Here is a 24,157-nt window from a genome sequence, read left to right as displayed (position 1 = left end):
TCGACCTCCTGTTCTGGTGGCACTGGGTGTGGCGGTCGCACGATGGTTGGCCGTACGTCCACATGTAGCTCGTTCGGGAGATTACCCTACGTTAAGTTACTCGTGGGTAACTTAGCGTGTGATGTTCTCCATGGCCTGATCCGGTGGTCGCTGTGATATGGCTAACCGCTAACGTCGGAGCCATGAGCGAGGCCGTGACACCAGTCGAAAACCCTGCCGATCCCCTGCCTTTGACGGGTGAGCGGACGGTGCCCGGCATCCCCGAGGAGAACTACTGGTTCCGCCGCCACGAGATCGCCTACACCGAACTGCTGGAGCAGTGCCGGGGCAAGGTCGTCCTGGAGGCCGGTAGCGGAGAAGGCTACGGGGCCAACATGATTGCCGACGTTGCCGCGAAGGTGATCGGCCTGGACTACGACGACAGCGCGGTCGCGCACGTGCGCGCCAAGTACCCGCGGATCGAGATGATCCAGGGCAACCTCGCGGACCTGCCCCTGGAGCACGACTCCGTCGACATCGTGGTGAATTTCCAAGTCATCGAACACCTTTGGGATCAGGCGCAATTCCTGCGCGAATGCCTGCGGGTGCTGAAGCCGGGCGGCAAGCTGCTGATCAGCACGCCCAACCGGATCACCTTCTCGCCGGGCCGCGACACGCCGCTCAACCCGTTCCACACCCGCGAACTCAACGCGGCCGAGATGGACGAGCTGCTTGTCGAGGCCGGTTTCCAGGTCGAGCTGATGGCGGGCATCTTCCACGGGCCGGAGATCGTTGCGCTGGACCGGAAGTGGGGCGGGTCGATCATCGACGCGCAGATCGAGCGTGCCCTGAAGGGTGAGCCGTGGCCCGCCGACCTGGCCGCCGACGTGGCCGCCGTGCGCACCGAAGACTTCCAGCTGCTGTCCGACAAGGACGCCGATATCGACGCCAGCCTGGATCTGGTCGCCATCGCGGTGAAGCCGTGACCGCGAAAGACGCTGTCCCGGGCCAGTTCACGCTGGTTCTGCACTCACACCTGCCGTGGCTGGCCCATCACGGGCGCTGGCCGGTGGGTGAGGAATGGCTGTACCAGTCCTGGGCGTCCTCCTACCTGCCCGTCGCGAAGGTGCTGAGAACCCTTGCCGCCGAAGGGCGTTCGCATCTGCTCAGCCTGGGGATCACGCCGGTGCTGGCGGCGCAGCTGGACGATCCGCATTCGCTGCACGGCATGCATCACTGGCTGGGGAACTGGAAGCTGCGCGCGGACGAGGCGTCCATGGCGGGCAATACCGCGCTCGGCGCACACGAACACCGGCTCGCCACCGAAGCTTTGACCGATTTCGAAGAGCGCTGGATGCACGGCGCGTCGCCGGTGTGGCGGTCGCTCATCGATGCCGAGGCCATCGAATTGCTCGGTGGACCGCTGGCGCATCCGTTCCAGCCGCTGCTGGATCAGCGCCTGCGCGCTTACCAGTTGAGCGAGGGTCTCGCCGACGCGCAGCACCGCTGGGGGCACACCCCGGTCGGCATCTGGGCGCCCGAATGCGGGTTCACGCCCGGCATGGAAAAGGATTACGCGGCCGCGGGCATCGGGCATTTCATGACCGACGGTCCGGCCCTGCGCGGCGACACCACCCTCGGCCGCCCGGTCTGGGACTCCGATGTGGTGGCCTTCGGACGCGATCTGGCGGTCTCCTATCGCGTCTGGTCACCCAAATCCGGCTACCCGGGCCAGCCCTACTACCGTGATTTTCATCACTACGATCACGCCACCGGGCTCAAGCCCGCGCGGGTCACAGGCAAGACCGTCGCCGGACCCGACAAAGCGCCATACGATCCCGAACTCGCTGCGGCGGCCGTCACACGCGATGTCGAGGACTTCGTGGCGACCGTGCGGGAACGGCTCATCAGCGAGTCCGAGCGCATCGGGCGCCCCGCGCTGGTGGTGGCCGCGTTCGACACCGAACTCTTCGGCCACTGGTGGCACGAGGGCCCGCAATGGCTCAAGCAAGTGCTGCGCGCGCTCCCCGAAGCCGGGGTCACCGTCGGCACGCTCGCCGATGCCCGAGCCCGCGGCTACGTGGGCGAACCCGTCGAATTGGCCGATTCCTCCTGGGGTTCGGGCAAGGACTGGCGGGTGTGGGCCGGGGACCAGGTGGCCGATCTGGTCGAGCTCAATGCCGACATCGTGCGGCACACCCTCGACACCCTGGACAAGGCCCGCGTCGACGCCGACGGCCTGCGCGATCCGGTCGCCGACCAATTGCTGCGGGAAGCCATCTTGACGATCTCCAGCGACTGGGCCTTCATGGTCTCGAAGGATTCCGCGGCCGGGTACGCGCGTGACCGCGCCCATGAACACGCCCACGCCGTGCGCGAACTCGCAGCCGCCTTGACGAGCGGGCAACTCGCCAAAGCACGGCAGTTGGCGGCAGGATGGAACGCGGCCGACGGACTCTTCCCCGCGCTCGACGCGCGCAGGCTCGGCCCCGCCCCAGAAGGACCCTAATGAAGATTTTGATGGTGTCGTGGGAGTACCCACCCGTCGTAGTCGGCGGATTGGGCCGCCATGTGCACCACCTGGCCGTCGAATTGGCCGGTGCCGGGCACGAAGTCGTCGTGCTCGCGCGCCGGCCGATGGGTACCGACGCCACCACCCACCCCACGCACTCCTTCATCGAGGAGGGCGTGCTCGTCGTCGCCGTCGCCGAGGACCCGCCCGCCTTCGACTTCGGCGAGGACATGCTGGCGTGGACGCTGGCCATGGGCCACGCGATGGTGCGCGCCGGGATCGCCCTGGACAAGCCGGGCATCGGCGAGGGCTGGACCCCGGATGTGGTGCACGCGCACGACTGGCTGGTCGCGCACCCCGCCATCACCCTGGCCGAGTATTACGACGTGCCTTTGGTTTCCACCATTCACGCCACCGAAGCCGGGCGGCACAGCGGCTGGGTCTCCGGCCGGGTGAACCGGCAGGTGCATTCGGTGGAGTGGTGGCTGACGCACGAATCCGATGCGCTCATCACCTGTTCGGAGTCGATGAAGGACGAGGTCACCCGGCTCTACAGCCCGGAGCGGGTGCCGGTCACGGTGATCCGCAACGGCATCGACGTCGGCTCGTGGACGTTCCGGGAGCGCGCGCCGCGCTCGGGTCCGCCGCGGCTGCTCTATGTCGGGCGGCTCGAGTACGAGAAGGGCATCCAGGACGCCATCGCCGCGCTGCCGCGCATCCGGAAGGCGCATCCCGGAACGACTTTGACCGTGGCGGGCATCGGCACGCAGTTCGATTGGCTGCGCGAGCGCGCCCGCGTGCATCGGGTGGCGCGGGCGGTGAATTTCGTGGGGCGGCTCGATCACACCGATCTGCTCGGCTGGCTGCACAGCGCCGACGCGGTGGTGCTGCCCAGCCGCTACGAACCGTTCGGCATCGTGGCCCTGGAAGCGGCTGCCGCGGGCACCCCGCTGGTCACCTCGAACGCCGGTGGTCTCGGTGATCTGGTCACCGACGGCGTCACCGGGCGCTCGTTCGAACCGGCCGATGTGAGCGGTGTGGTCGAGGCCGTCTGCGATGTGCTCGACGATCCCGCCACCGCCCAGGACCGGGCCTGGTCCGCGCGCGAGCGACTCACCGCCGACTTCGCCTGGGATGTGGTGGCGCAGGAGACCGCGCTGGTCTACCAGTCCGCCAAGCGCCGCGTCCGTACCCCGCTGGGGCGTCCGGTCATCTCGGAACGTCCACTGCCGGAACGGGATCCGAACCAGCCCTACTGACCTCCGACACGCCGGGTCCAGCAAGATTTCCCTGGGACACCCTTTTGCCCTGAAATAGAACGTGTTCTAATTCGGGGCATGAGGGGACAGGTCTCCGGGCATACCGATCCGGCGTTCCAGGGCGTGCGCGACGTCTTCGCGGCGAGCTTCGCGGACGGGCAGAACCTGGGCGCGGGCGTGGCGGTGTACGCCGGCGGGCGGCTCGTGGTGGACCTGTGGGGCGGGATCGCGGACAAACACACGGGGCGGGCGTGGGAGCGCGAGACGCCCGTCGTCGGGTTCTCCTGCACCAAGGCGGTGACCGCCACCGCGGCGCTGCGAGTCGCGGCCGATACGGGCATCGCGATGGACGATCCGGTCGCCCGGTGGTGGCCCGAATACGCCTGCGCGGGAAAGGAATCCACGACCACCGCGGATTTCTTCACGCACAGCGCCGGGCTGCCGGTCATCGATCGCCCCGTCACCGCCGCCGAGGCCGCCGATCCGGAACTGATGGCCGAATACCTTGCCGCGCAATCACCCCTGTGGGAGCCGGGTTCCGAGCACGGCTACCACGCGATGTCCTACGGCTGGCTCACCGGCGAGATCGTCCGCCGCCGCACCGGCCTCACGGTCGGCGACTACACCCGCCGCCACCTCTCCCCCGACCTGCATATCGGCGCACCGGCGCCCATGCTCGAACAGATTGCGCGACTGAGCTTTCCACCCGCCGAAGAGCAGGTATGGCAGGGCGACCCCGCCCCCATCGATGCCGAGACCGTCGCGCACATGACCCGGGCTTTCCAGGACCCGAATTCCCTGATCCGGCGCTCCGCAGCCAACCCCCGAGCCGCGTTCGGCCAACCGGAGGTCCTCACCGGCGGCTGGCCCGCCGTCGGCCTGGTCACCACCCCACGCGCCCTGGCGACCTTCTACCGCGATCTCGTTGCCGGAGTACTACTCCCACCACAGATCCTGCGTGACGCGATCCGCGAACGAGTACGCGGCATCGACCAGGTGCTGCGCATGGAATCCGCCTACGCCCTCGGCTACACCCTGCCCGCCCAGAACATGATCGTCCCGGAATCGGCCCGACCCACCGTCTTCGGGCATCCGGGCGCAGGCGGCGCCATCGGCCTCGGCGATCCGGAAAACCAGGTGGCCCTGGCCTTCATGCCCAACCTGCGCCGCGACTGGCTCGCCGGCGACCGCCGCGCCTACCAGCTCATCGAAGCCGTGTACGAAGCACTCTGAACAAGGGCCGGCAGGACCACAGCCTTGCGGCACACCCGAAGACAGCGACATGGTGGAGATATGAGCGAATCCGAATTCCGTCCCGAGAACCCCGATTTCGAGGCCGTCTATCGCGGCGAGGGCCCTTTCGACGACGCACCCGCGCCCTGGGATATCGGCGCGCCGCAGCCGAGCTTCGTCGCCTTGGAAGAGTCGGGTCTGGTTACCGGCGCGGTCCTCGATTCCGGTTGCGGCACCGGCGAGAACGCGCTGTATCTGGCCGGCAAGGGGTATGACGTGACCGGCGTCGATCTCGCGCCCACGGCCATTCAGCGCGCCCACGACAAGGCGAAACAGCGTGGCCTGTCCGCCGCCTTCGCGGTCGCCGACGTCTTCGACCTGGAGGCGTATCGGGGCCGTTTCGACACCGTGGTCGATTCCGGTGTCGCGCATCTGTTCCACGGTGAAGAACTCGCGCGCTACGCGGCCTCGCTGCACGGAGTGTGCAAACCGGGTGCTCTCGTGCACGTGCTCGCCCTCAGCGATCGGGCGGCCAAGCATTTCGAGCAGCTGATCGCGGAGATGATGGAGAAGTTCGGGGCTACGGATATCGAGGTCCCGGCGGACCGGGGCAATGTGGCGCCCTCGCTGCGCGCCGACGAACTGCGCGCGGGTTTCGCGGACGGGTGGACCCTGGAAGCCCTGGACGAGACCGACTTCCGCATCGCCATGCCGGTCCGGCCGGAGCCCATCGAAGTCCCCGGCTGGCTGGCCCGCTTCCGCCGCGACTGACCGTCAGGACTCGAGCTTCTTCAGCGCCTTCTGCACGGTGAGGAAGGTGCGGGTGGTGATGTTGTCCTTGCCGTAGAACTTCTCGACCACCTGCATGAAATTGGTGGTGCTCGGGTTGGTGTTGTCGATGACCGACAGCAGCGCGCTCGCCGGCGCATCGAAGCCGACCAGGCGGATCGCGTCCATTTTGCCAACCGCTTCGTCGGGCAGTCCGGCGGAGGGGTCACGTACGAAGGTGACCGTGAGATAGGTTTCGCGGCAATGAGTCAGGCCCGCGAACGGGTCCGCATCGACCAGTTCGCGGAGTTGCTCGTAGGTGCGGATCAGGGTGCCGCCGGGAATTCCGAGTTCGGCATTGAGCGCGCGCTGGATCTGCGATTCCAGCCTGGCCGCATCGGATTTCTTGCTGTGGAAGGTGACATTGCCGCTGGAGAGCAGTGTGGTCACGTTCTCGAAGCCGAGGCCCTCGAACACCGCGCGCAGTTTCTCGTTGCGCATGTTCGGGTTCGAGGGCATGATGCCGCGCAGGAAAGCCGCGTAGCGGTTCACGAGGCGACGGCGCCGTTCTTCTTGCGTTCGATGTCCGCCAGGGCGGCAAGGTATTCGGCGCGCTTGTCGGCGGCGGCGTCCCAGGCGTCCTTGCGGTTCTTCACCGCGCGCGCGGGCGCACCCACGCAAATGCTGTAATCCGGGAAATCACCCTTGACGACGGCGTGCGCGCCGAGCACGCAACCGCGGCCCACGCGGGTCGAGCGCAGCACGGTCACCTTGGCGGCGATCCAGGTATCGGGCCCGATGCGCACCGGCGACTTCACGATGCCCTGATCCTTGATCGGCATATTGATGTCATCGGTGACATGGTCGAAATCGCAGATGTAGCACCAGTCCGCCACCAGCGTGGATTCGCCGATCTCGATATCGAGGTAGGTGTTGACGACATTGTCCTTGCCGAACACCACCTTGTCCCCGATGCGCAGCGAACCCTCATGGCACCGGATGGCATTGCCGTCGCCGATATGCACCCAGCGGCCGATCTCCAGCCGCGCGAACTCCGGCGTCGCATGCACCTCGACGTTCTTGCCGAGGAACACCATTCCGCGCAGCACGATATGCGGATTGGCCATCTTGAACTTCCACAGCCGGTAGTACCGGACCAGGTACCAGGGCGTGTAGGCGCGATTGGCGAGGACCCACTTCAGCGAGGCCAGGGTCAGGAAGCGGGCCTGCTCGGGATCCCGGCGACGCGAACCCTTCCACCGCGAGCGCAACGGTGCGCCCCACATGCTCGTCACGAACTTGCTCCTACAGTCCTCGGGCCATTTAGACGAGGGTATCGGTCCTCACTTCCGGGCACGAAAGTAGGTTGACGGCGTTTGCGGGGCGTCGTTCGTTTGCTCCGAATGTCCGACTCGCCGGAGCCCCGGTGGATTCGGGTGATTCCGGACCTCTCAGCACCACTATCGAACATAATTTCGAGTCGGCGGCTAGCGTTCGGCCCATGAGCTGGAACCTGCCGCTGACCTGCGGCCAGACCGCCCGCACCGCGAGTACACGGGCGTCGATCCGGACTGGTGTGGATGAGCGGACCGGCGAACTCCTCACCGCTGCCACCGTGATCGACCGTGTGCGATGGTGCGCCGGCTTGGTGGCAGAGATGAGCAATCGGCTGCTGCGCGAGCACTGGAACCAAACGGGGGTAGACACGCTGGCTCGCGGCCGGGATGCAAACGGGCGCAAGCTGCCGTCGAATGCATGGATGGCGCTGCGGCGCTTGGCCTGGACAGTGACCTGTGAGGCGAAGACGAACGATCGGATCGTACGCATGGCGCAGGAGCAGACCGGTCGCACCCTTCGGTCGGTCAGATGGCGGGCCGAGCTGATCGCCGGGATACTCGCCACCTGGCCTGGCGACCCAACCCACCGCACCGCCCAGGAGTGGGAGCAGGTTCGCGCTGCAATCCCGGCCGGAGAGTTCCTGCCGTCCAGCGTCATTCGTTCCCGCACGCGCCAGGTTGTCGCCTTCGAACGTCGGCACGGTCATCTCCCGTCAGATCTTTTCGAACTCGAACCCATCCCGCACACTGCCCAGATGCTGCTGTTGTCCGCATGCGACAGCCAGCAGGCCACCATCCAGCGGTCGGCAACCGATCCGGCGAAAGTCGTACTGCGACTGCGACTTCCCATTCGGCCCGACCCACGCGCCTACAAGGATTGGTCGTGGGTCGCATGCCCTCTCGTGCTACCTACAACCGTTCCGCCGACCGCGGTGATTTACCTGCCTACCGTGCGCGTCACCGAAGGGAAGATCCGTACCGACCTCGCATACACCCATGCGGTGCCCATGTCCCGCCATCACGGGCATACCGTCGCTCTAGGCGTGGACTGGGGCCTGAACACCTTGCTCAGCGCGGGCGCGGCCCAACTGCACAATGACGGCCGGATCACCGCCCTCGGGACCGGCGCCCAGTTCCGAGCCGCCGGAGTCGTCGCCAAACAGGACCGGCTTCGCCGCCTCAGCGAACGTCTCCACGTCAAGGTTGATCACTACGCCCGACTCGACGACCCCGCCCTAGAAGGCAAAGCCGATGCGTTGGCTCAGGAAATTCTCCGCGTCTGCGGCAAGAGATCGCGTCTCAATGATGCTCTGGCCTGGGCGGGCGCGCGTTGGATCGTCGACCAAGCCGTTGCCATCGGAGCCACGGTGATCTACCTCGAAGACCTGCGGTCGTTGGAAGCCAAAGGTATGGGCCGCACCCACAACACTCGCCTCTCGCAGATGGTGCGCGGCCGAATCGCGGACCACACAAGGCATCTCGCCGCAGCGGCGGGTATCTCCGTGGTCACGGTGCCAGCACACAACACGTCCAAACACTGTCCACGCTGTTTGACCGACCTGCGGCATCGCAAGGCACCGGACAAGCCCGTTACGCCGGGCTGGAAGTGGGCAACTTGCCCCAACCTCGGCTGCGGGTGGCAGGGCGACCGCGACCAGGGTGCCTGGCAGCGCATCGCCGCGCGCGGCCTGACCCACCAATCCATGACTGTCACCGACCGCAGCAGCGCCCACATGGTGATCCGTACCGTGACCGACTCGATGGAAGCCCGGGCATTCATCACCGCCATCCCACCGACCCGCCAGGCGGACCGGACCGAGGCCGGGCCGCCGCGGACGAAAAGCACCCACCTCACGCCCAGGCGACGTGAGGTTCCCTCCCCCGCACGCCTTTCGAGGCGTGCAGGCCAGCGTCCGGAGGGACACGTTTCCACGGACCGGGCCGGGTTGCCCCGCGCAGCCAACCGGAACCAGAGCGTGACGACGATCAGCACACCCATTGCCGGCCGACACCGGCCACGCGGAGCGGAACTCGGCGCGGGATTCCATCTCCACGCCCATGCCTGCCCGCCCCGATGGGCACAACCCATGCCGGACGAAATGTCTTCCATGGGATCGCTAAGCTGACCAGAGACGCTGTGCCCCGGCTGTGCGAGCTTGCGCGTGACCACCCTGTCCGGCGGAGCGCGATCAGGCATCAGCCCGACAGCAAACCACTGACTCCGTACTGGCAGAAGGGACATCGGCAAGTGCGAATGGGGAGCGGTATCCGGGCATTGGCGATCGCGGCGGCGGGCTTGTTCGCGGCGAGCGCCTGCGGTAGCACCACGGTCGACGATATCCGGGTGGGACCCGGGGACGGCTGGCCGCTCGCCATGCACGATGCCCGCAACAGCGGGTCGAGTCCGGTGACCGGGTCGCGGGCGCTGGCGTTGAACTGGCAGCGGCCGATCGGCGGACCGGTGGCCGCGCCGGTGACCATCGGCCCGGACGGGCAGCTGTTCGTCACCACCCGCACCGCGTCCTGCAATATCTTCTCCTTCCAGATGCCGACCGGCCGCAAACGCTTCTGTAACCCGATGGGCTACAACGCCATCGAGGGCGGGGCGGCCGTGGACGGGGCCACCAACATCTACGTCGGCGACGACGGCGGGGTGAACGCCTACAACGCGCTCGGGCAGCCGCGCTGGCGCACCCCGGCGGCCGGCGTGCCGGTGTCGGTGCAGTTCACCGGTGACGGCAATGTGCTGTCGGTGACCCAGCTGGGTCAGGTGGATGTGCTGAGCCGACAGACCGGCGACCGGCAGGTGTCGACCTTCCAGCTATTAGGCGAACCGGACTTCCTGGCCAACGCGAGCCTGAACCGGCCCCCGGACGGGCAGGGCCTCGAGGATTGCGCCGACGGCGGCCCGCAGTGCCCCGTGGCGAATGTGTCCGCGGTGGACGAGAAGTCGGGCCGGTTCTACGCCACCGTCTGGCAGCCCGGCAAAGGCACCGCCGAGCTGGTCGCACTGACCTACAACGGCAAGGAGATTCGCCGCGACTGGAGCGCCGCGATGCTCAACGGCGGCAGCGCCACCAGCCCCGCGCTCTCCAAGGACGGCTCCACCCTGTATGTCGGCGACAACAGCAATCAGCTGGTGGCGGTGGACACCACCGACGGCCACGCGAAATGGGTGCAGAAACTGGACTTCGCACCGCGCGGAGCCATCTCGGTCTCGGACGACATGCTGATCCCGGCCGGCGACGACGGGCATCTGATGGCGATCCACGATCGCGGTGACAAAGCCGAGATCGGCTGGGAGCGCAAGGATCTCACCCTGCGCGGACGCCCGGTGCAGACCGGCGGCAATACCGGCTACACGGTCGCGCCGATCGGCGACGGCCTGACCCTGGTCACCTTCGACACCCGTTCCGGGGCGACCGTCGATTCCGACACCATGCCGGGCGCGGAGGGGACCACGGTCGGCACCGCGATCAGCAAGGACGGCGATGTCGTGGTGACGACCCGCATCGGCGAGTTGTTCGTCTTCAAGCCCGAGAAGTGATGCGGTCCGCGGCGATCGCGTCCACATTGGCCGCGATGCGGCGCAGCTGATCGATCAGGGTGTTGTAGTCGCCGGGGCTCAAGCCGTCGATGGTGGCGGCGCGTTCGGCGTCGATACGTGCTGCGAGAGAGCGGTATTCGGTCCGGCCGTCGCCGGTGAGGGTGTACGCCCCGGCCGGATCGGCGGTCAGCCAGCCGCGCCGCACGAGTGGTTCGACGAATTCGGCGACGGTCGGGTGCTGCTCGTTCAGGAACGGCGCGAGGGCCTCGTCGAGTCCCGCCGGGGTGAGCGGGCCGCGCGCGAGGGTATTCATGATCTGCCACTGGCGGCGCACCACGCCCTTCGATTCGAGCAGGGCGGCGAAGTTGGCTTCGAGGCCGTTGTGAATGTGCATGAGCCAGTAGCCCAAGGGTTTACGGGTGGCGTCCACAACATCCTCCAATAGTTGTCCAATTACATGTATATGTAGTTTAGCAAGTAATTGTAGGATGACAAGGGTGAGCGATAACGCCATCGAAGCCATCGAACGCGCCATGGTGGCCGTGCGCCGCAATCAGACTCGGCGGGCGCTCAATCGCATCGGCTCCAAGAGCGGCGGGCCGGCGGTCGATCCCACGGTGTTCGCGGTGCTCGACGCCGTCGAAGCGCGAACCGATGAGGCCACCGTCTCCGATATCGCGATCGCGCTCGGTGTGGACCAGCCGCGCGCCAGCCGGCTGGTGGCCAAGGCGGTCGCGGACGGGCTGCTCGAACGCCGGGCCGATCAGGCCGACGCGAGACGGGTGCTGCTGCATCTGACCCGGCAGGCGCGCACGATCCTCGAGCACGCGCACGCCACCCGCCAAGCCGTGTTCGCCCGCACCACGGCGGAGTGGACCGAGCGAGATCGCAGCGAATTCGCGCGACTGCTCACCAGATTCGTGGCCGACTTCGAGACCACCGTGGGCGGCGACTAGTCGGGGCGCTGCGCCTCGTAGGCGGTGGCCGCCCGCGCCAGCAATTCCACCAGGGTCGCGAATTCCGCCGGGGTGAACTCGGCGGCGACAGCGCGTTCGACGCGCACGCCCGCCCGGTCGGCCTCGCGCAGAACCTTCGCGCCCGCATCGGTGAGGCGGGTTTCCAGCACGTTCTTGTGCCAGGCGTGCTGGGTGCGTTCGATCAGGCCGCGGTCGCGCAGGTTCGCCAGCACGGTGTTCATGGTGGGCGGGGTGACGCCGCATTGACGCGCGAGGGCCGCGGCCGAGATGCCCGGGTTGTCGCTGAGCACCAGTAGCGCCGCGTACTGCGGGACCGTCACGCCGGCGGGTTTGAGCGCCGCCATCTTCGTCGCTTGCATGGCCTGTTCGACGCGCTTGATATGGGAACCCAGGCGCTCTTCGGCAGGCATCGACGTCATGACCGGCATCCTATTCGACCCTCTCGACCGTTCGTACGTTGACAATCATTAGAGCTCTAATCTACGTTAGCCATCATTCGAAGATGTCGCCCCTACCGAAGAGGTTCGAAAGATGTTCACCGCCAACCGCCGCCGCCTCGCCGGACTCCTCGCCGCGGGCACCGTGCTCACCCTCGCGGCCTGCGGCAATACCGAGGACGGCGGCGCGCCGAGCACCAGCCAGCCGAAGATCAGTACCGCGTTCGAACTCCCCGAAGAACGTGCCTACCCCGAAGGCATCGCGGTCGACACCCGCACCGGCGACACCTACGTCGGCTCCTTCACCGACGGGGCGGTCTACCGGGCCGCCGCCGGGCAGCAACGCGCCGAGATCTTCCTGCCCGCCGGCACGGACGGTCGCCGGACCGCCAACGGCCTGCGCGTGGATGCGGCCGGGCGACTGTGGGTCACCGACCACACCGCCGGAGTCGCGGTGTACGACACCGGAACTCGCAAACTCATCGCCCGATTCGATACCCCGGCCCAAGACCAGCCGTTCATCAACGACCTCGCCGAAACCGCCGACGGCAGCATGTATCTCACCGACAGCGTGCGCCCGGTGATCTACCGCGTGACGCCGCAGCAGCTCACCGACGCCGCAACCCAGGGCGGCCGGGCCACGCTCGCCCAGTACGCCGATCTGACCACCGCGAACGGCGCCGGTGCGCCGAGCCCCAAGCTGCTCAACGGAATCGTGGCCGATGCGTCCGGCCGCTACCTGCTGGTCGTGGATATGACCCCGGGCGAACTGTTCCGCATCGGACTGGGCGCACAGCCCGCCATCACCAAGGTGACGCTGCGCGGCGCGACCATGGTCGACGGCGACGGCCTGGAACTACGCGGGGACACCCTCTGGGTCGTGCACAACAAGTCGAACTCGGTGAGCCGCTGGAAGATCGACGCCGACGGCGGCGTTGCCGAACAACAGCAGCGTTTCACCGACGAGACCCTGCGTATCCCCACCACCATGGCGCACAACGGAAATCGCCTGCTGGTCGTCGTCTCGCAATTCGATCGCGGCGGCCCGATGGGCGAGGGCACCCCCACCAATCCCTTCCGCGTCGTAGAACTGACAGGAATCTGACATGCCCGACCAGGTAGTCCCGCAATCCCACGCCGACCTGCTCACCCGCCCGCTGTTCGCACATCTGGCCACCCTCAATCCGGACGGCACGCCCCAGGTGACGCCGATCTGGCAGATCTGGGACGGCGAGTTCATCCGTTTCACGACCACCACCGACCGCGCGAAACACCGCAATACCGCCGCGGATCCCCATGTCGCGGTGAGCATCAGCGATCCGGAGGCCCCGTACCGCTACCTCGAGGTGCGCGGCGTCATCGAGCGCATCGACCCGGACCCGCAGGGCGATTTCTTCGATGTGCTGGCGCGCCGCTACGGGCTGACCTACGAGAAGCCGGTCGGCGACCATCCGCGCCGCGTGGTGCTGGTCATGCGGCCCACGCATGCCACGTATCAGTGAATCACGGTGTGGCGCAGAGGAAAACGGTCGCGGTGCGGCCGATCCTGGTGACCACCAGGGTGTGCGGCACCGAGCCCTTCGGCTTGAGCTTCGAGCGCAGTGCGTCGGGGTCGAGATCCACGCCGCGGGTAAGGATTTCGAGGGGGCCGCAGTCGCGGCGGTGCAGTTCGGCGCGGAGCGGCTTCTCCCGGAAGTCCATGCGGTCGAGGATGCGGAAGCCGCGCATGCCTTCGGGCACCGTGTCGCCGGTCAGATAGGCGATCCGGGGATCCAATTGCCACAGGCCGTGTTTCGCGGCGTAGTGGCGCACCAGGCCCGCACGCACGACCGCGCCGTCCGGGTCCATGATCCACTCCCCCGGTTCCCGCTCCGGGATGTCGTCGGGGTCGGCGTCGGCGAGGCTCCAGGGCTTGCCGGTTGACGACAGCACCGTCGCGCGGCGGGTGACGCCGGATTCGGCCAGCCCCGGCGACCACAGGCAGGCTTCGCGCACCGCACCGTCGAGCGAGACCACCTCGACCTCGCCCGCCCAGGCCAGTTTGTCGAAATCCAGTCCGGGAGCACACTTCACGGCGAGATCGCGGCCCGCGTACGCCTCCAGTAGATCCGGCAGCGGGGGTTGCAGCTTCGCCGGATCGTGGGTGCGGCGGCCGTCGGCCCGGCGCGCCGGATCGGCGATCACCACCTCCGCGCGACTGCACGGCTGTAGCGCATCGGCCTTGGCCAACAGGATGTTTCCCGTGGCGTCGGGCAGATTATGGGCCGCCATGGCCAAGCGGACGTCGTCGAGGTCGCTGCCGATGACGGCCGGGCAGGTGCGGGCGAGCTCGGCCAGTTCCGCGCCGATCGAGCAGGTGACGTCGTGGACGGTGCGGCCCGCGAGGCGGTCGGCACGGTGCCGGGCGACGGCGGTCGGCGTGGCCTGCTGGAGGGCGTCATCGGTGAAGAGCCACTCTCCCGCGCCGGGGAGTTTGGTGACGGCGCGGCGGCGCAGGCGGACCGTTTCCACCAGGGCGGCGGTGCGGTCACCATGGGTGCGGCGGAGTTTTTCCAGATCGCCGAGGAGCGATTTGGGAGTCAGGGCGAATTCGTTCGCTTCGGTCAGCGCGGCCGTGCCGGCCGCGCTGCCGAGGTATGCGACGTCGTCGCGAGAGAAGGCGTAGCCCAAGGGAATTCGCCGGGTCTCGGATTACTTCGCGGAAGCGCCGGGCTTCACGCCGGTGATCATGGCGTTGTAGAAGAACTGGCGCGGGACGACGTGGCGCAGCACCTTCTCGTCCAGCTTGCTCAGCGCCAGCCACGCCTTGTACTGAGCCATGCGGTAGCCGATGGTCAGCTTCTCCTCCGGCACGGCGGCCTCGAAGGTGCGGACCGGCCAGCCCCACAGGGCGGCGGCGAACTCTTCGGTCTCGGCGTGCACATCCACCGCGCCCGCGCTGGTCGCCATGCGCTCCAGATCGCTGGGATCGAAGGTGTGCAGGTCGACGACGGCCTCGAGGGCGGCGGCGCGGGAGGACTCGTCCAGTTCCTCCTGCGGGCGACGCCAGCCGGACAGGAACGGCAGCTTGGTGACGTTGGTGGTGATCTTCCAGGTGACCTGGCCCAGGCGGCGCGCGTAGATATTGCCGATGGTGGTCGGCTCGCCCGCGAAGACGAAACGGCCGCCGGGCTTGAGCACCCGCAGGCATTCCTTGAGCGCCAGCTCGACGTCCGGAATATGGTGCAGCACAGCGTGACCCACGACGAGATCGAAAGTGTCGTCCTCGTACGGGATGGTCTCGGCGTCGGCGACGCGGCCGTCGACATCCAGGCCCAGGTGCTGGGCGTTGCGGGTGGCGACCTTGACCATGCCCGGGGACAGGTCGGTGACCGAACCGGTCTTGGCCACGCCGCCCTGCATCAGGTTCAGCAGGAAGAAGCCGGTGCCGCAACCGAGTTCGAGCGCCCGCTCGTAGGGCAGGTTCGCATCGGGCGCCACGGCGTCGAACCGGCCGCGCGCGTACTCGATGCAGCGCTCGTCATAGGAGATGGACCACTTGTCGTCGTAGGTTTCCGCCTCCCAGTCGTGATACAGCACCTGGGCGAGCTTGTTGTCGGAATACGCGGCCTGGACCTCCGCCTCGGTGGCGTGCGGGTTCGGCGCGGGGTCTTCAGGACGAGCTGTCATAACAGGGCAGCCTAATGAACGCCCCGGTAGGCAGTGTTATCGGGCCGGTTATCGGCCGGTGAAGCGGGCCACTCCCGGGCCATTGTCCAAATAGGAACGTGTTCCAACCTGCTGGTCTGCGGTGCCGAACAGCCGCACCCACTCGGTGCGGGCGCGATCGTGGCCGTGCGTACCGGCCTCGAAGACGCGTTTGGCGGCGGCCAGGGCGAGGGTCGGCGCACCGGTGAATCGGCGGGCCCAGCGCAGTGCGGACCGGAACACCTCGTCGGGGGCGACGACCTCGTCGACCAGGCCGATCCGCTCGGCCTCCTTCGGATCCACGAAGCGGCCGGAGTAGACCAGGTCCTTGGCCTTGGACGGGCCGATGAGCAGGCTCAAGCGGCGGATGCCGGCGAGCGGGATCAGGCCCGCCTTGATCTGCGGCAGGCCCAGTTTCACGTTGTCGCCGATGATGCGGTGGTCCGCGCCGAGGGCGAGTTCCAGACCCGCGCCCAGGGCGTAGCCGGAGATCGCGGCGACCGTCGGCTGCGGGAGCTTGGCGAGGGCGCCCAGCGCCTGCTGGAAATCCTTCACGACGGCTTCCGCCTGCTCGGGGGTGAGGTCGGCCAGCTCGGCCATCTCATCCCCGGCGGAGAACACGCGCTCGTCGCCGTAGACGATCACGGCCGTGATTTCGGGATCCGGGCCGATCTCCTCCGCTGCGGCGGCGACTTCGAGCGCCACCTGCAAGTTGATGAGATTCAGCGGCGGGCGTGCGATGCGCAGGACGGCGATCCCTTGCTCGACACTCCGGTCCACGGTCACGAATTCGGCCACAGCTGAACACAGTAAGGGGTTGGGGTGGGGGCCTCGCCCCCACACCCCCCATGGTTACTCCGGCCGCTGGGAGCCGCGCAGGCGGGCTTGCTTCGGCAGGTCGGCGAAGTACTGTTCGGCGTGCGGGAAGGCCAGGGCGGGACCGTCGGCTTCCGGGTCGTAGATCGGCATGATCGGGGAGATCTCGCGGGTGGCGGCGAGAATCTCTGTGGTGGAGGGGAATTCGGCGATGGCGACCAGCTGGGTCCAGGTGGGCGGGAGCAGGACGTCGAGGCCCTCGCGCCAGCGGGTGATGGCTTCCTCCGGGGTGGACCAGGTGACGACCTCGGCTTCGGAGGTCGCGCCGTCGGCGAGCTGGCCGTCGGGCAGGACCGCGACGAAGAAGCGGGTGTCGTAGCGGCGCGGCTCGACCTCGGGGGTGATCCAGTGATCCCAGGGGCGCAGCAGGTCGGCGCGCAGGACCAGGTTCTCGCGCTGGAGGAAATCGGCGAAGGAGAGTTCCCGGCGCTCCAGCTGTCCGCGAGCGTCGGCGTAGACCGAGGTGTCGGAGACGACCGTGTCGGCGGTGGGACCGGCGAGCAGGACGCCGCATTCTTCGAAGGTTTCGCGAACGGCAGCGCAGACCAGCGCTTGCGCACGCCCCTCGTCGGTGCCGAAACGCGCTGCCCACCAAGCCGGTTCGGGCCCGGCCCAGTCCAAGGTGGCCGAGGCGTCGGACGGGTCGACGCCACCCCCGGGGAACACGGTCATACCGGCCGCGAAGGCCATGGCATTGACGCGCCGCTGTAGGAAAACTTCGGGTCCGCGCGCCCCATCGCGCACCAGCACGACCGTGGAGGCGTCCTTGACGGGCGCGACGGCGGGCTGGGAAACGGTCTCACTCACACTTCGCACCATAACCGTTGCCATGACGAAGGGACAGAACCTGGTTCGGTCGGCACCGACCGCCGTTCGCGCTCCGCACCCCGCCGCATCAGCCGGCGACGACTCGCGGCACGGTCCGGGGCGCCGTGGGGCGCGCGCTCACCGCCCACAGCACCGTCGCCACCAGCATTGCGGCACAACCGATTCCGCACACCAGGCCCCAGCCGCCGGCTTGATAGGCCGCGCCCGCGGTGACCGAGCCCGCCACGCCACCCAGGAAGTAGGTGACCATGTAAGCGGTGGTCAGGCGGCTGCGGGCGGCGGGATCGAGGGCATAGATGGCGCTCTGGTTGGTCAGATGGGTGGCCTGGATACCGAAGTCGAACACCACCAGCGCCAGGATCAGCACCAGCACCTGATGCGCCCCCGCGGCCAGCAGCACCCAGCCGAGCAGCACGGTCGCGAGCGCACCCCAGGTCACCGCTCGCAGCTGCCCTCGATCGGCCAGCTTGCCCACCACCGGCGCGCCGAGCGCACCCGCGACACCCGCGAGGCCGAACAGTCCGATGGTGAATTCGGAGAGGTCGTAGCTGCTCCCGTGCTCGCCGCTGAGCAGGAACGCGAGAGCGGTCCACACCCCGGAGAAGCTCGCCATCAGGAAGAAGCCCAACAGCATTCGCTGCCGCAGCACCGCATGCGTACGGATCAAGGTCAGGATCGAGGCGAGCACCTCGGGGTAGCGCTCCCCGGTGGCGGCCCGCCCGGTCGCGGGCACCAGCAGGTACACGCTCACCGACATCAGCGATTGGATGCCCGCCGCGGCCACCAGCACCGCCCGCCAGCCGCCGAGCTCCGCGACCGCCCCGGACAGCACCCGCGACAACAGGATTCCCAGCAGCAGACCGCTCATCACGGTGCCGACGATCTGCCCGCGATGCTCCGGCGCGGCCAGCGCCGCCGACCACGGCACCACGATCTGCGCCGCCGACGCGCTCACACCGGTGACGAACACGGCCCCGAGCAGCAGCGGCAGATTCGGGGCGGCGGCGGAAACGGCAAGCGCCGCAACCGAAACCGCGAGCAGGGCGGGCACCATGCGGCGGCGCTCGAGGAAATCGCCGAGCGGCACCAGCAGCGCCAGACCGCTCAGATAACCGATCTGCGCGGCGCTCACCAGCAGCGCGGCGGTGGCGGTGGAGACGCCGAGCTCGCTCGCGACCTGCGGCAGCAACGGTTGCAGATAGTAGAGGCAGGCGGCGGACGAGCCGGCGGTGACCGCGAAGACCAGCACCGTGAGCCGGGACAGGTGCAGGGCGGGCGGGGCAACGGAAACACTCACATCGACCATGGTCCGACCTGGCGCTGATCAATGGAAGCGATGAGTTTCGATACGCCCATCTATGTCAGAGATAGGCTCTCCGGCATGGAGATCCGCCAGCTCGAATGCTTCCTCGCCTGCCACGAACAGCGCTCCTTCACCGCCGCCGCCCGCGCCCTGAACCTGGTGCAGTCGGCGGTCTCGACGAGCGTGGCGAAGTTGGAGCGCGAACTCGGAGCCCGGCTCTTCGATCGCACGCCCGGCGGCCTGGAACTGACCGAGGCCGGGCACGCCACGCTCGAACCGGCACGCACCATGCTGCGGGCCCGGCACGACATCGTCGACGGAATCGAGTTGGCGCGCGGCCGGATTCGCGGCGAAGTCGTGGTCGGCAACCTGATGAACCTGCACACCCTCGATCTCGCCTCCGCCATCGCCGAGATCCGGCAGCGGTATCCGGAGGTGACCTTGCAGATGCGGCAGAGCACCACCGGCATGGCGGGCAATATCGCCGGATTGCGCGACGGCAGCCTGGAAATCGCGCTGCTGGCCGGCATGAGCACCGAGATCGCGGGCCTCACCCTGCATTCGATCAGCGCCGAATCGCTGGTGCTGTGCACCGCACCCGATCATCCGCTCGCCGGGCGGCCGTTCGCGGCCACGGACCTGGCGGGCGTGCGGTTCATCGATTTCGCGCCCGGCTGGGGCATCCGCCATATCGCCGACACGCTGTACCCGCTGCGCGATCCGGTGATCGAGGTAGCCGATCAGGTGTTCGCGCTGGAATTGGCGGCCAAGGACTTCGGCGTCACGCTGGTGCAGCGCTCGGTGGCCGAGCGCGCCTCCGGGATCGCCTTCGCCGAGCGCGCCGGCACTCCCATCCCCTGGCTCACCACCGTCGGCCACGATGCCCGGCGCACCCCCTCCAATGCCGCGCGCATGGCCATCGCGATCCTGCGCGAGCACGGCTCCCGCCTCAGTCGGTGAGCCGCACCGACCCCAGGCGCGATTCGATCCCCGAGGGCGCGTTGGCATCCGAGCGCCGGGTCCAGGTGCTGTGCACCTTGCCGGTGCGATAGTCCTGCACCTGACTGACCACGGTGCCGCGGTCGTCGTCGGCCCAGGTGACCAGGAAGATGCCCGATTCGATGGGTTCGACGACGACCGGCGCGGTGGTCTTGCGCCCGGTGTCGGCGGCCACGTAGGTCAGGGTGCGGCCGTCGTCGGAGAAGGTGGCGGTGCCGCCGGGCCCGCTGTCGTAGGTGAGCTGGGCGGTCCGGCCGCGCAATTCGGCGGGGATGGCGGCGGGGCTCATGCCCTCGGCGGATTCGGAGGCCGAAACCCGGTGCGGTGGTGCGGGATCGGCGGAGCAGGCGACGGCCGTCAATGCGACGGCCGCGAGTAGCGCCGCCACCGGTATGCGTCCCAACCCCAGCTCCCTCCGCCCATCGCACCGCATTCGCTATCAGGTAGCGAGTACGGCCGCGATCGCCTCGACACGCTGGCCCATCGAACACCAGCAACTTTGCCGACAGTTTGCCCGCAGTGCGCGCCGGACGCAACGGCAGCACGCGGGCAGCGGTGCAAGCGGTAGGAAATCAGCGGGTGCGATGCCGTCCGAAACGCTGTGAGCGCCGGGCGAAGTAGCGGTCCTCGATGCGATCGAGGGTGATCGACTGGTGGAACGCCTCGCTCAGGTTCTCGGCGGTGAGCACATCCTCCAGCAAACCCTGCGCCACCACATTGCCCTCCTTGAGCAGCATGCCGTGGGTGAAGCCCGGCGGGATCTCCTCGACGTGGTGGGTGACCAGCACGGTGGCGGGCGCGTCCGGATCGGCGGCCAGATCGCCGAGGCGCTCCACCAGTTCCTCACGGCCGCCCAGGTCCAGCCCGGCGGCCGGTTCGTCGAGCAGCAGCAGCTCCGGATCGGTCATCAGGGCACGCGCGATCAGCACCCGCTTGCGCTCACCCTCCGACAGCGTCCCGTAGGCGCGATCGGAAAGATGCTCCGCGCCCAGGCTTTCCAGAATGTCCACGGCGCGATCGTTGTCGATCTCGTCGTAGCGTTCCCGCCAGCGACCCATGACCGCGTAACCGGCCGAGACCACCAGGTCGGCGACCTTCTCGTCGACCGGGACCCGGCTGGCGATGGCGGCCGAGGAGAGTCCGATGCGCGGGCGCAGCTCGTTCATGTCGACCTTGCCGAGGGTCTCGCCCAGCAGGTTGGCCGTCCCCGAGGTCGGGTACATCTCGGCCGCGGCCATGCGCAGCAGCGAGGTTTTCCCGGCGCCGTTGGGGCCGAGCACAACCCAGCGTTCGTCGAGCTCCACCTGCCAGGTGACCGGGCCGACCAGGGTATGGCCGGAGCGTCGGACGGTGACGTCACTGAAATCGATGAGCAGATCTGGATCCGGTTGCGGCACGGGGTCCATCTTGGCCCACCGCTCCCGGTGATCGTCAACGCGGTGGGAAAACTTGCGATAGATCGTCCTTGCGTTCCCGGTCGCCGCGGGCGCGAGCGTCGGCGCTCGTGGACCGGAACATTCGAGCCAAGAGCAATGCCGCCGGTATCGAGAGCAGCACCCACACGATGAGTATCACTATCAGTGTCGTCATTTTCGTGTTTCCTCCGTCGGAAACTCGTGGCTCCGATCCTGGACCTGTCGTCGATACAAGTCGATACCCACAGCGCACATATGCCAACCGCCCAACCGAACGGTTTGTCTCGTGGACACCGACTCAGACTGCCGTCACAGGTACCGCTATCACCGTCATGGATCCCGGAGCCACCTCGGTGAATCCGGCATCGCGCACCGCGACCGCCGTCCCGTCCGACACCCGGCCGACCAGTTCGGCCCAGTGTTCGGCATCGGCTTCGGCCACGGTGCACCGGAAGCCCTGCGCGGCCCAGGAATACGCCTGCCCCACCGGCATGGCACCGGCCAGCAGCATGCTCGCATGCCCGACCTGCGCAGCGGCCTTGCCTACAGTCATACCCAATTCGGCCTGCACCCATAGGACGGGATACCGCGTGTCGATCGAATCGAGTTCATCCGATGACAATTCGGTGCCGCCGATCTGGAGCCGGCGAATCCGCGGATCGATGGCACCGACCGGTCCGGGCACGAAGGCGCGGGCTTGCGCGCCATCGTGTTCCACGGTGATGCCGTCGACCTGCTGCGCGGTCAGCCAGTGCGCGCCGCGAGCCCGCCTGGCCACCTTGCGAATCCGGGAACGCTTCCACGCGAGATAGCGCTCCTCCCATTCACCGTCGGGGCCGACCCGGGGATCCAGGCAGACCGCGACCGCGGCGGACGCGGCGGCGGCCAGCAGCGCACTGCGGCGCGGCGGATCCTGTTTCGGAATGTGCAGCACCATCTGCATGGCCTGCACCAGCTCCGGATCGTCCGGATCGCCGCTGCCGCCGTAGCCGCGCGCCAATTCCGCGTGCCGGGCCGCGAATCCGGGATCGACGAGGGATTCGATGCTCGACAACGCTGGTGCTCCTTCTACTTCACATTCACCGTGACCGAGAACTTCTGTGCGGGCTCCGCACCCTGTTCCCACGGCCGACGGTACTCGAGGGTCAATCGGGTGGCGCCCGGGCCGGCGGCGGCGAAGTTCCAGATCGCCTGGCCGCCCACCCCGACCATGCCTTCGGGGCTGGGGTCCTGCCGGTACTCCGGGCTGCCGTTCTGCTTGACGATGCCCTGATCCAATTCGGCCAGGCCCCACTGGAATCCGGTGGTGGGATTGCTGGGCAGGGTGATGATCAGGCCCTGCCCCGGCACCAGGGTGAGGTCCTTGCCATTGGCGTCCTGGCCCAGCCGCACCGCCTCGTGCGAGGCCGAGGTGGTGGTCAGCGGCGGGTTCGAGGTGGTCGGGATCGGGCCCACCGAGGTCGAGCCCGCGGCCGTGGTGGTCGCCGTCGAATCGCCGGAAACGCTGTTACCGCAGGCGGTCAGCGCGAGGCCGACCATGAGTACCGCCACTGGCGTCCGCACCCGCACGAACCGTCTCCTCTCGTCGGCAACACTGTCCGGACCACGGTACCGACCGGCTGGTTACGGTCCCCTCTCGTCATCCCGGCGTGTTTTTGGCCGGGATCCACACGGTGGGCATGTGGATTCCGGCTAAGGGCATGCCGGAATGACGGGGAAGCTCAGTGCGGCAACGGCACTCGGCGCACGCCGCCGTCGCGGGCATCGGCGGCCTCGACCTCGTCGCGAGTCACGCCCAGGATGAACAGGATCGCGTCCAGGTAGGGGTGCGAGAGGGCGGCGTCGGCGACCTCGCGCAGGGCGGGCTTGGCATTGAAGGCGATGCCGAGGCCGGCGGCATTCAACATGTCGATATCGTTCGCGCCGTCGCCGACCGCCACGGTCTGCTCCATCGGCACCCCGGTCTCGGCGGCGAAGCGGCGCAGCATGACGGCCTTGGCGGCGCGGTCCACGATCTCGCCGACCACCTTGCCGGTGAGCTTGCCGTTGACGATCTCGAGGGTGTTGGCCTGCACGAAGTCGAGTTCCAGCTCGTGCGCGAGGGGTTCGATGACCTGACGGAAACCGCCCGACACCACGCCGCAGCGGAAGCCGAGCCGGCGCAGGGTGCGAATGGTGGTGCGCGCGCCCGGGGTCAGCTCGATCTGATCGGCCACCTCGTCGATGACGGAGGCGTCCAGTCCGGCCAGGGTGGCGACGCGCTGGCGCAGCGATTCCGCGAAGTCGATCTCGCCGCGCATGGCCGCCTCGGTGACCTGGCGGACTTCCTCTTCCACGCCCGCGTGCGCGGCCAGCATCTCGATGACCTCGCCCTGGATCAGGGTCGAGTCCACGTCGAACACGATGAGCCGCTTGGATCGCCGGGCCAGGCCCGCGCGCTCGACGGCGATATCGACGCTCTCCTTGGCGGCCACCACGCTGAGCGCGGTACGCAGCCTGGTCTCGGTCGCCGCGTCGTTCGACGGGACCGTGACGGTCAGTTCCAGACCGGTGACCGGATAGTCGGCGATGCCGCGAATGGCATCGATGTTCACGCCCTGCTCGGCCAGCTTGCGCGAGATCGAGGAGAACGCGCGCGCGGTGACCGGCGAACCCAGCACCACCACCGCGTGCGTCGAAACCTTGGCCCCCGAGACCGAATTCGCGCCGATCTCCACCTCGACGTCCATGCCCACGGTGGCCATGGCGTCTTCCAGCTGATCCTGAAGTGCTTCCGGATCGCTCGGACAGGAAACCAGCACACCCAGGGTCAGGCGGCCCCGAATGACGACCTGCTCCACATCCAGCAGGCTCACCGCGTTATTGCTCAGTGCCGCCAGCAGTACCGACGTCACGCCCGGCTTGTCGGGTCCGGTGACCGTAACCAGAACCGTCGTTTCAGACGTGCTCAATCGATAACTCCGTTCTCGGGGCGCGGCGGCCCAGGCATGGCGGGCAGCC

The 24,157-nt window shown here is 68.1% G+C and carries 25 protein-coding genes; 11 read left to right on the top strand and 14 right to left on the bottom strand.

Going from position 1 to position 24,157, the window contains the following annotated elements; all coding sequences use genetic code 11:
- The first annotated feature begins 182 nt into the window (after nt 1-182).
- The 5 genes from NI1_RS28765 to NI1_RS28745 all read left to right on the top strand — a co-directional run bounded on the left by NI1_RS28765 (nt 183) and on the right by NI1_RS28745 (nt 5,754).
- Nucleotides 183-965, top strand: a complete 783-nt coding sequence (locus NI1_RS28765) for a class I SAM-dependent methyltransferase (RefSeq protein WP_067826761.1) — start codon at nt 183-185, stop codon at nt 963-965.
- Nucleotides 962-2,488, top strand: coding sequence for a 1,4-alpha-glucan branching protein domain-containing protein (locus NI1_RS28760; RefSeq protein WP_067826759.1), 1,527 nt, complete (start codon nt 962-964; stop codon nt 2,486-2,488). Before NI1_RS28765 ends, NI1_RS28760 begins: the two co-directional genes overlap by 4 nt.
- Nucleotides 2,488-3,750: a glycosyltransferase family 4 protein gene (locus NI1_RS28755; RefSeq protein WP_067826757.1), complete on the top strand. Its 1,263-nt coding sequence runs from the start codon at nt 2,488-2,490 to the stop codon at nt 3,748-3,750. The genes NI1_RS28760 and NI1_RS28755 overlap by 1 nt, the downstream gene beginning before the upstream one ends.
- Before the next feature lie 78 nt (nt 3,751-3,828).
- Complete coding sequence (locus NI1_RS28750) at nt 3,829-4,983, top strand: serine hydrolase domain-containing protein (RefSeq protein WP_067826755.1); 1,155 nt, start codon at nt 3,829-3,831, stop codon at nt 4,981-4,983.
- Nucleotides 4,984-5,043: 60 nt separating this feature from the next.
- Nucleotides 5,044-5,754 (top strand): class I SAM-dependent methyltransferase, encoded by a 711-nt coding sequence (locus NI1_RS28745; RefSeq protein ID WP_084523872.1) that lies wholly within the window; start codon nt 5,044-5,046, stop codon nt 5,752-5,754.
- Between the two features lie 3 nt (nt 5,755-5,757).
- Here the strand turns inward: NI1_RS28745 and NI1_RS28740 are convergent, their stop codons facing one another.
- Together NI1_RS28740 and NI1_RS28735 are read right to left on the bottom strand one after the other, a co-directional pair.
- Nucleotides 5,758-6,303 carry a DUF1697 domain-containing protein gene (locus NI1_RS28740; protein WP_067826754.1) on the bottom strand — a complete coding sequence of 182 codons (546 nt, stop codon included), beginning with the start codon at nt 6,301-6,303 and terminating at the stop codon, nt 5,758-5,760.
- Nucleotides 6,300-7,046: an acyltransferase gene (locus NI1_RS28735; protein WP_067826752.1), complete on the bottom strand. Its 747-nt coding sequence runs from the start codon at nt 7,044-7,046 to the stop codon at nt 6,300-6,302. The genes NI1_RS28740 and NI1_RS28735 overlap by 4 nt, the downstream gene beginning before the upstream one ends.
- A 206-nt stretch (nt 7,047-7,252) precedes the next feature.
- On the opposite strand from NI1_RS28735, the gene NI1_RS28730 reads away from it, so the two are divergent.
- Nucleotides 7,253-9,214, top strand: coding sequence for a zinc ribbon domain-containing protein (locus NI1_RS28730; protein ID WP_067826751.1), 1,962 nt, complete (start codon nt 7,253-7,255; stop codon nt 9,212-9,214).
- 128 nt (nt 9,215-9,342) lie between these two features.
- The gene (locus tag NI1_RS28725; protein WP_067826749.1) at nt 9,343-10,635 is read left to right on the top strand and encodes an outer membrane protein assembly factor BamB family protein; all 1,293 of its coding nucleotides are present in this window, start codon (nt 9,343-9,345) and stop codon (nt 10,633-10,635) included.
- Here the strand turns inward: NI1_RS28725 and NI1_RS28720 are convergent.
- Entirely contained in the window at nt 10,619-11,065 is a 447-nt protein-coding gene (locus NI1_RS28720) for a MarR family winged helix-turn-helix transcriptional regulator (protein ID WP_084523870.1), read from the bottom strand. The genes NI1_RS28725 and NI1_RS28720 overlap by 17 nt on opposite strands.
- Before the next feature lie 67 nt (nt 11,066-11,132).
- Here NI1_RS28720 and NI1_RS28715 point away from each other — a divergent pair, with 67 nt between their 5' ends.
- The gene (locus NI1_RS28715) at nt 11,133-11,591 is read left to right on the top strand and encodes a MarR family winged helix-turn-helix transcriptional regulator (RefSeq protein WP_245663451.1); all 459 of its coding nucleotides are present in this window, start codon (nt 11,133-11,135) and stop codon (nt 11,589-11,591) included.
- On the opposite strand, the gene NI1_RS28710 is transcribed toward NI1_RS28715, so the two are convergent.
- On the bottom strand, nt 11,588-12,031 hold the full coding sequence (locus tag NI1_RS28710; protein ID WP_245663450.1) for a MarR family winged helix-turn-helix transcriptional regulator: 444 nt from the start codon (nt 12,029-12,031) through the stop codon (nt 11,588-11,590). The two genes, NI1_RS28715 and NI1_RS28710, sit on opposite strands and share 4 nt — an antisense overlap.
- Nucleotides 12,032-12,143: 112 nt before the next feature.
- Here NI1_RS28710 and NI1_RS28705 point away from each other — a divergent pair, with 112 nt between their 5' ends.
- Both NI1_RS28705 and NI1_RS28700 read left to right on the top strand, forming a co-directional pair.
- Nucleotides 12,144-13,154, top strand: a complete 1,011-nt coding sequence (locus NI1_RS28705) for an SMP-30/gluconolactonase/LRE family protein (protein ID WP_067826746.1) — start codon at nt 12,144-12,146, stop codon at nt 13,152-13,154.
- Nucleotide 13,155: 1 nt separating this feature from the next.
- Entirely contained in the window at nt 13,156-13,551 is a 396-nt protein-coding gene (locus NI1_RS28700; protein WP_067826744.1) for a PPOX class F420-dependent oxidoreductase, read from the top strand.
- A gap of 1 nt (nt 13,552) precedes the next feature.
- On the opposite strand, the gene NI1_RS28695 is transcribed toward NI1_RS28700, so the two are convergent.
- From NI1_RS28695 to NI1_RS28675, 5 genes are all read right to left on the bottom strand, one after another.
- Nucleotides 13,553-14,719, bottom strand: a complete 1,167-nt coding sequence (locus NI1_RS28695) for a class I SAM-dependent methyltransferase (protein ID WP_067826742.1) — start codon at nt 14,717-14,719, stop codon at nt 13,553-13,555.
- 21 nt (nt 14,720-14,740) lie between these two features.
- Complete coding sequence (locus NI1_RS28690; RefSeq protein ID WP_067826740.1) at nt 14,741-15,718, bottom strand: class I SAM-dependent methyltransferase; 978 nt, start codon at nt 15,716-15,718, stop codon at nt 14,741-14,743.
- Between the two features lie 48 nt (nt 15,719-15,766).
- Nucleotides 15,767-16,534 (bottom strand): enoyl-CoA hydratase-related protein, encoded by a 768-nt coding sequence (locus NI1_RS28685; protein WP_067826739.1) that lies wholly within the window; start codon nt 16,532-16,534, stop codon nt 15,767-15,769.
- A 54-nt stretch (nt 16,535-16,588) separates the two neighbouring features.
- The gene (locus NI1_RS28680) at nt 16,589-17,419 is read right to left on the bottom strand and encodes an NUDIX hydrolase (RefSeq protein ID WP_245663449.1); all 831 of its coding nucleotides are present in this window, start codon (nt 17,417-17,419) and stop codon (nt 16,589-16,591) included.
- 88 nt (nt 17,420-17,507) lie between these two features.
- Nucleotides 17,508-18,737 carry an MFS transporter gene (locus NI1_RS28675; RefSeq protein WP_084523989.1) on the bottom strand — a complete coding sequence of 410 codons (1,230 nt, stop codon included), beginning with the start codon at nt 18,735-18,737 and terminating at the stop codon, nt 17,508-17,510.
- Nucleotides 18,738-18,821: 84 nt separating this feature from the next.
- Here NI1_RS28675 and NI1_RS28670 point away from each other — a divergent pair, with 84 nt between their 5' ends.
- Nucleotides 18,822-19,703, top strand: coding sequence for a LysR family transcriptional regulator (locus tag NI1_RS28670; protein ID WP_067827707.1), 882 nt, complete (start codon nt 18,822-18,824; stop codon nt 19,701-19,703).
- Here NI1_RS28670 and NI1_RS28665 read toward each other — a convergent pair.
- The 5 genes from NI1_RS28665 to serB all read right to left on the bottom strand — a co-directional run bounded on the left by NI1_RS28665 (nt 19,693) and on the right by serB (nt 24,108).
- Nucleotides 19,693-20,145, bottom strand: a complete 453-nt coding sequence (locus NI1_RS28665) for a MoaF-related domain-containing protein (RefSeq protein ID WP_157535388.1) — start codon at nt 20,143-20,145, stop codon at nt 19,693-19,695. The two genes, NI1_RS28670 and NI1_RS28665, sit on opposite strands and share 11 nt — an antisense overlap.
- 169 nt (nt 20,146-20,314) lie before the next feature.
- On the bottom strand, nt 20,315-21,148 hold the full coding sequence (locus NI1_RS28660; protein WP_067826731.1) for an ABC transporter ATP-binding protein: 834 nt from the start codon (nt 21,146-21,148) through the stop codon (nt 20,315-20,317).
- A gap of 307 nt (nt 21,149-21,455) precedes the next feature.
- Nucleotides 21,456-22,211 carry a peptidyl-tRNA hydrolase gene (locus tag NI1_RS28655; RefSeq protein ID WP_245663448.1) on the bottom strand — a complete coding sequence of 252 codons (756 nt, stop codon included), beginning with the start codon at nt 22,209-22,211 and terminating at the stop codon, nt 21,456-21,458.
- A gap of 14 nt (nt 22,212-22,225) precedes the next feature.
- Complete coding sequence (locus tag NI1_RS28650) at nt 22,226-22,726, bottom strand: protease inhibitor I42 family protein (protein WP_157535387.1); 501 nt, start codon at nt 22,724-22,726, stop codon at nt 22,226-22,228.
- 152 nt (nt 22,727-22,878) lie between these two features.
- Nucleotides 22,879-24,108, bottom strand: coding sequence for a phosphoserine phosphatase SerB (serB, locus tag NI1_RS28645; protein ID WP_067826729.1), 1,230 nt, complete (start codon nt 24,106-24,108; stop codon nt 22,879-22,881).
- Nucleotides 24,109-24,157: the final 49 nt, after the last annotated feature.

The sequence above is a fragment of the Nocardia inohanensis NBRC 100128 genome, assembly GCF_001612945.1.
Classification (GTDB): domain Bacteria; phylum Actinomycetota; class Actinomycetes; order Mycobacteriales; family Mycobacteriaceae; genus Nocardia; species Nocardia inohanensis.
The sequence above is the reverse complement of the archived record's forward strand: the minus strand, read 5'-3'. Positions and strand labels throughout refer to the sequence as shown.

Excerpts from the sequence above, each read along its gene's own strand:
- NI1_RS28765 (WP_067826761.1), top strand. The coding sequence starts at position 183 with ATGAGCGAGGCCGTGACACCAGTCGAAAACCCTGCCGATCCCCTGCCT.
- NI1_RS28755 (WP_067826757.1), top strand. The coding sequence starts at position 2,488 with ATGAAGATTTTGATGGTGTCGTGGGAGTACCCACCCGTCGTAGTCGGC.
- NI1_RS28750 (WP_067826755.1), top strand. The coding sequence starts at position 3,829 with ATGAGGGGACAGGTCTCCGGGCATACCGATCCGGCGTTCCAGGGCGTG.
- NI1_RS28745 (WP_084523872.1), top strand. The coding sequence starts at position 5,044 with ATGAGCGAATCCGAATTCCGTCCCGAGAACCCCGATTTCGAGGCCGTC.
- NI1_RS28730 (WP_067826751.1), top strand. The coding sequence starts at position 7,253 with ATGAGCTGGAACCTGCCGCTGACCTGCGGCCAGACCGCCCGCACCGCG.
- NI1_RS28725 (WP_067826749.1), top strand. The coding sequence starts at position 9,343 with ATGGGGAGCGGTATCCGGGCATTGGCGATCGCGGCGGCGGGCTTGTTC.
- NI1_RS28710 (WP_245663450.1), bottom strand. The coding sequence starts at position 12,031 with ATGACGTCGATGCCTGCCGAAGAGCGCCTGGGTTCCCATATCAAGCGC.
- NI1_RS28705 (WP_067826746.1), top strand. The coding sequence starts at position 12,144 with ATGTTCACCGCCAACCGCCGCCGCCTCGCCGGACTCCTCGCCGCGGGC.
- NI1_RS28700 (WP_067826744.1), top strand. The coding sequence starts at position 13,156 with ATGCCCGACCAGGTAGTCCCGCAATCCCACGCCGACCTGCTCACCCGC.
- NI1_RS28690 (WP_067826740.1), bottom strand. The coding sequence starts at position 15,718 with ATGACAGCTCGTCCTGAAGACCCCGCGCCGAACCCGCACGCCACCGAG.
- NI1_RS28670 (WP_067827707.1), top strand. The coding sequence starts at position 18,822 with ATGGAGATCCGCCAGCTCGAATGCTTCCTCGCCTGCCACGAACAGCGC.
- NI1_RS28660 (WP_067826731.1), bottom strand. The coding sequence starts at position 21,148 with ATGGACCCCGTGCCGCAACCGGATCCAGATCTGCTCATCGATTTCAGT.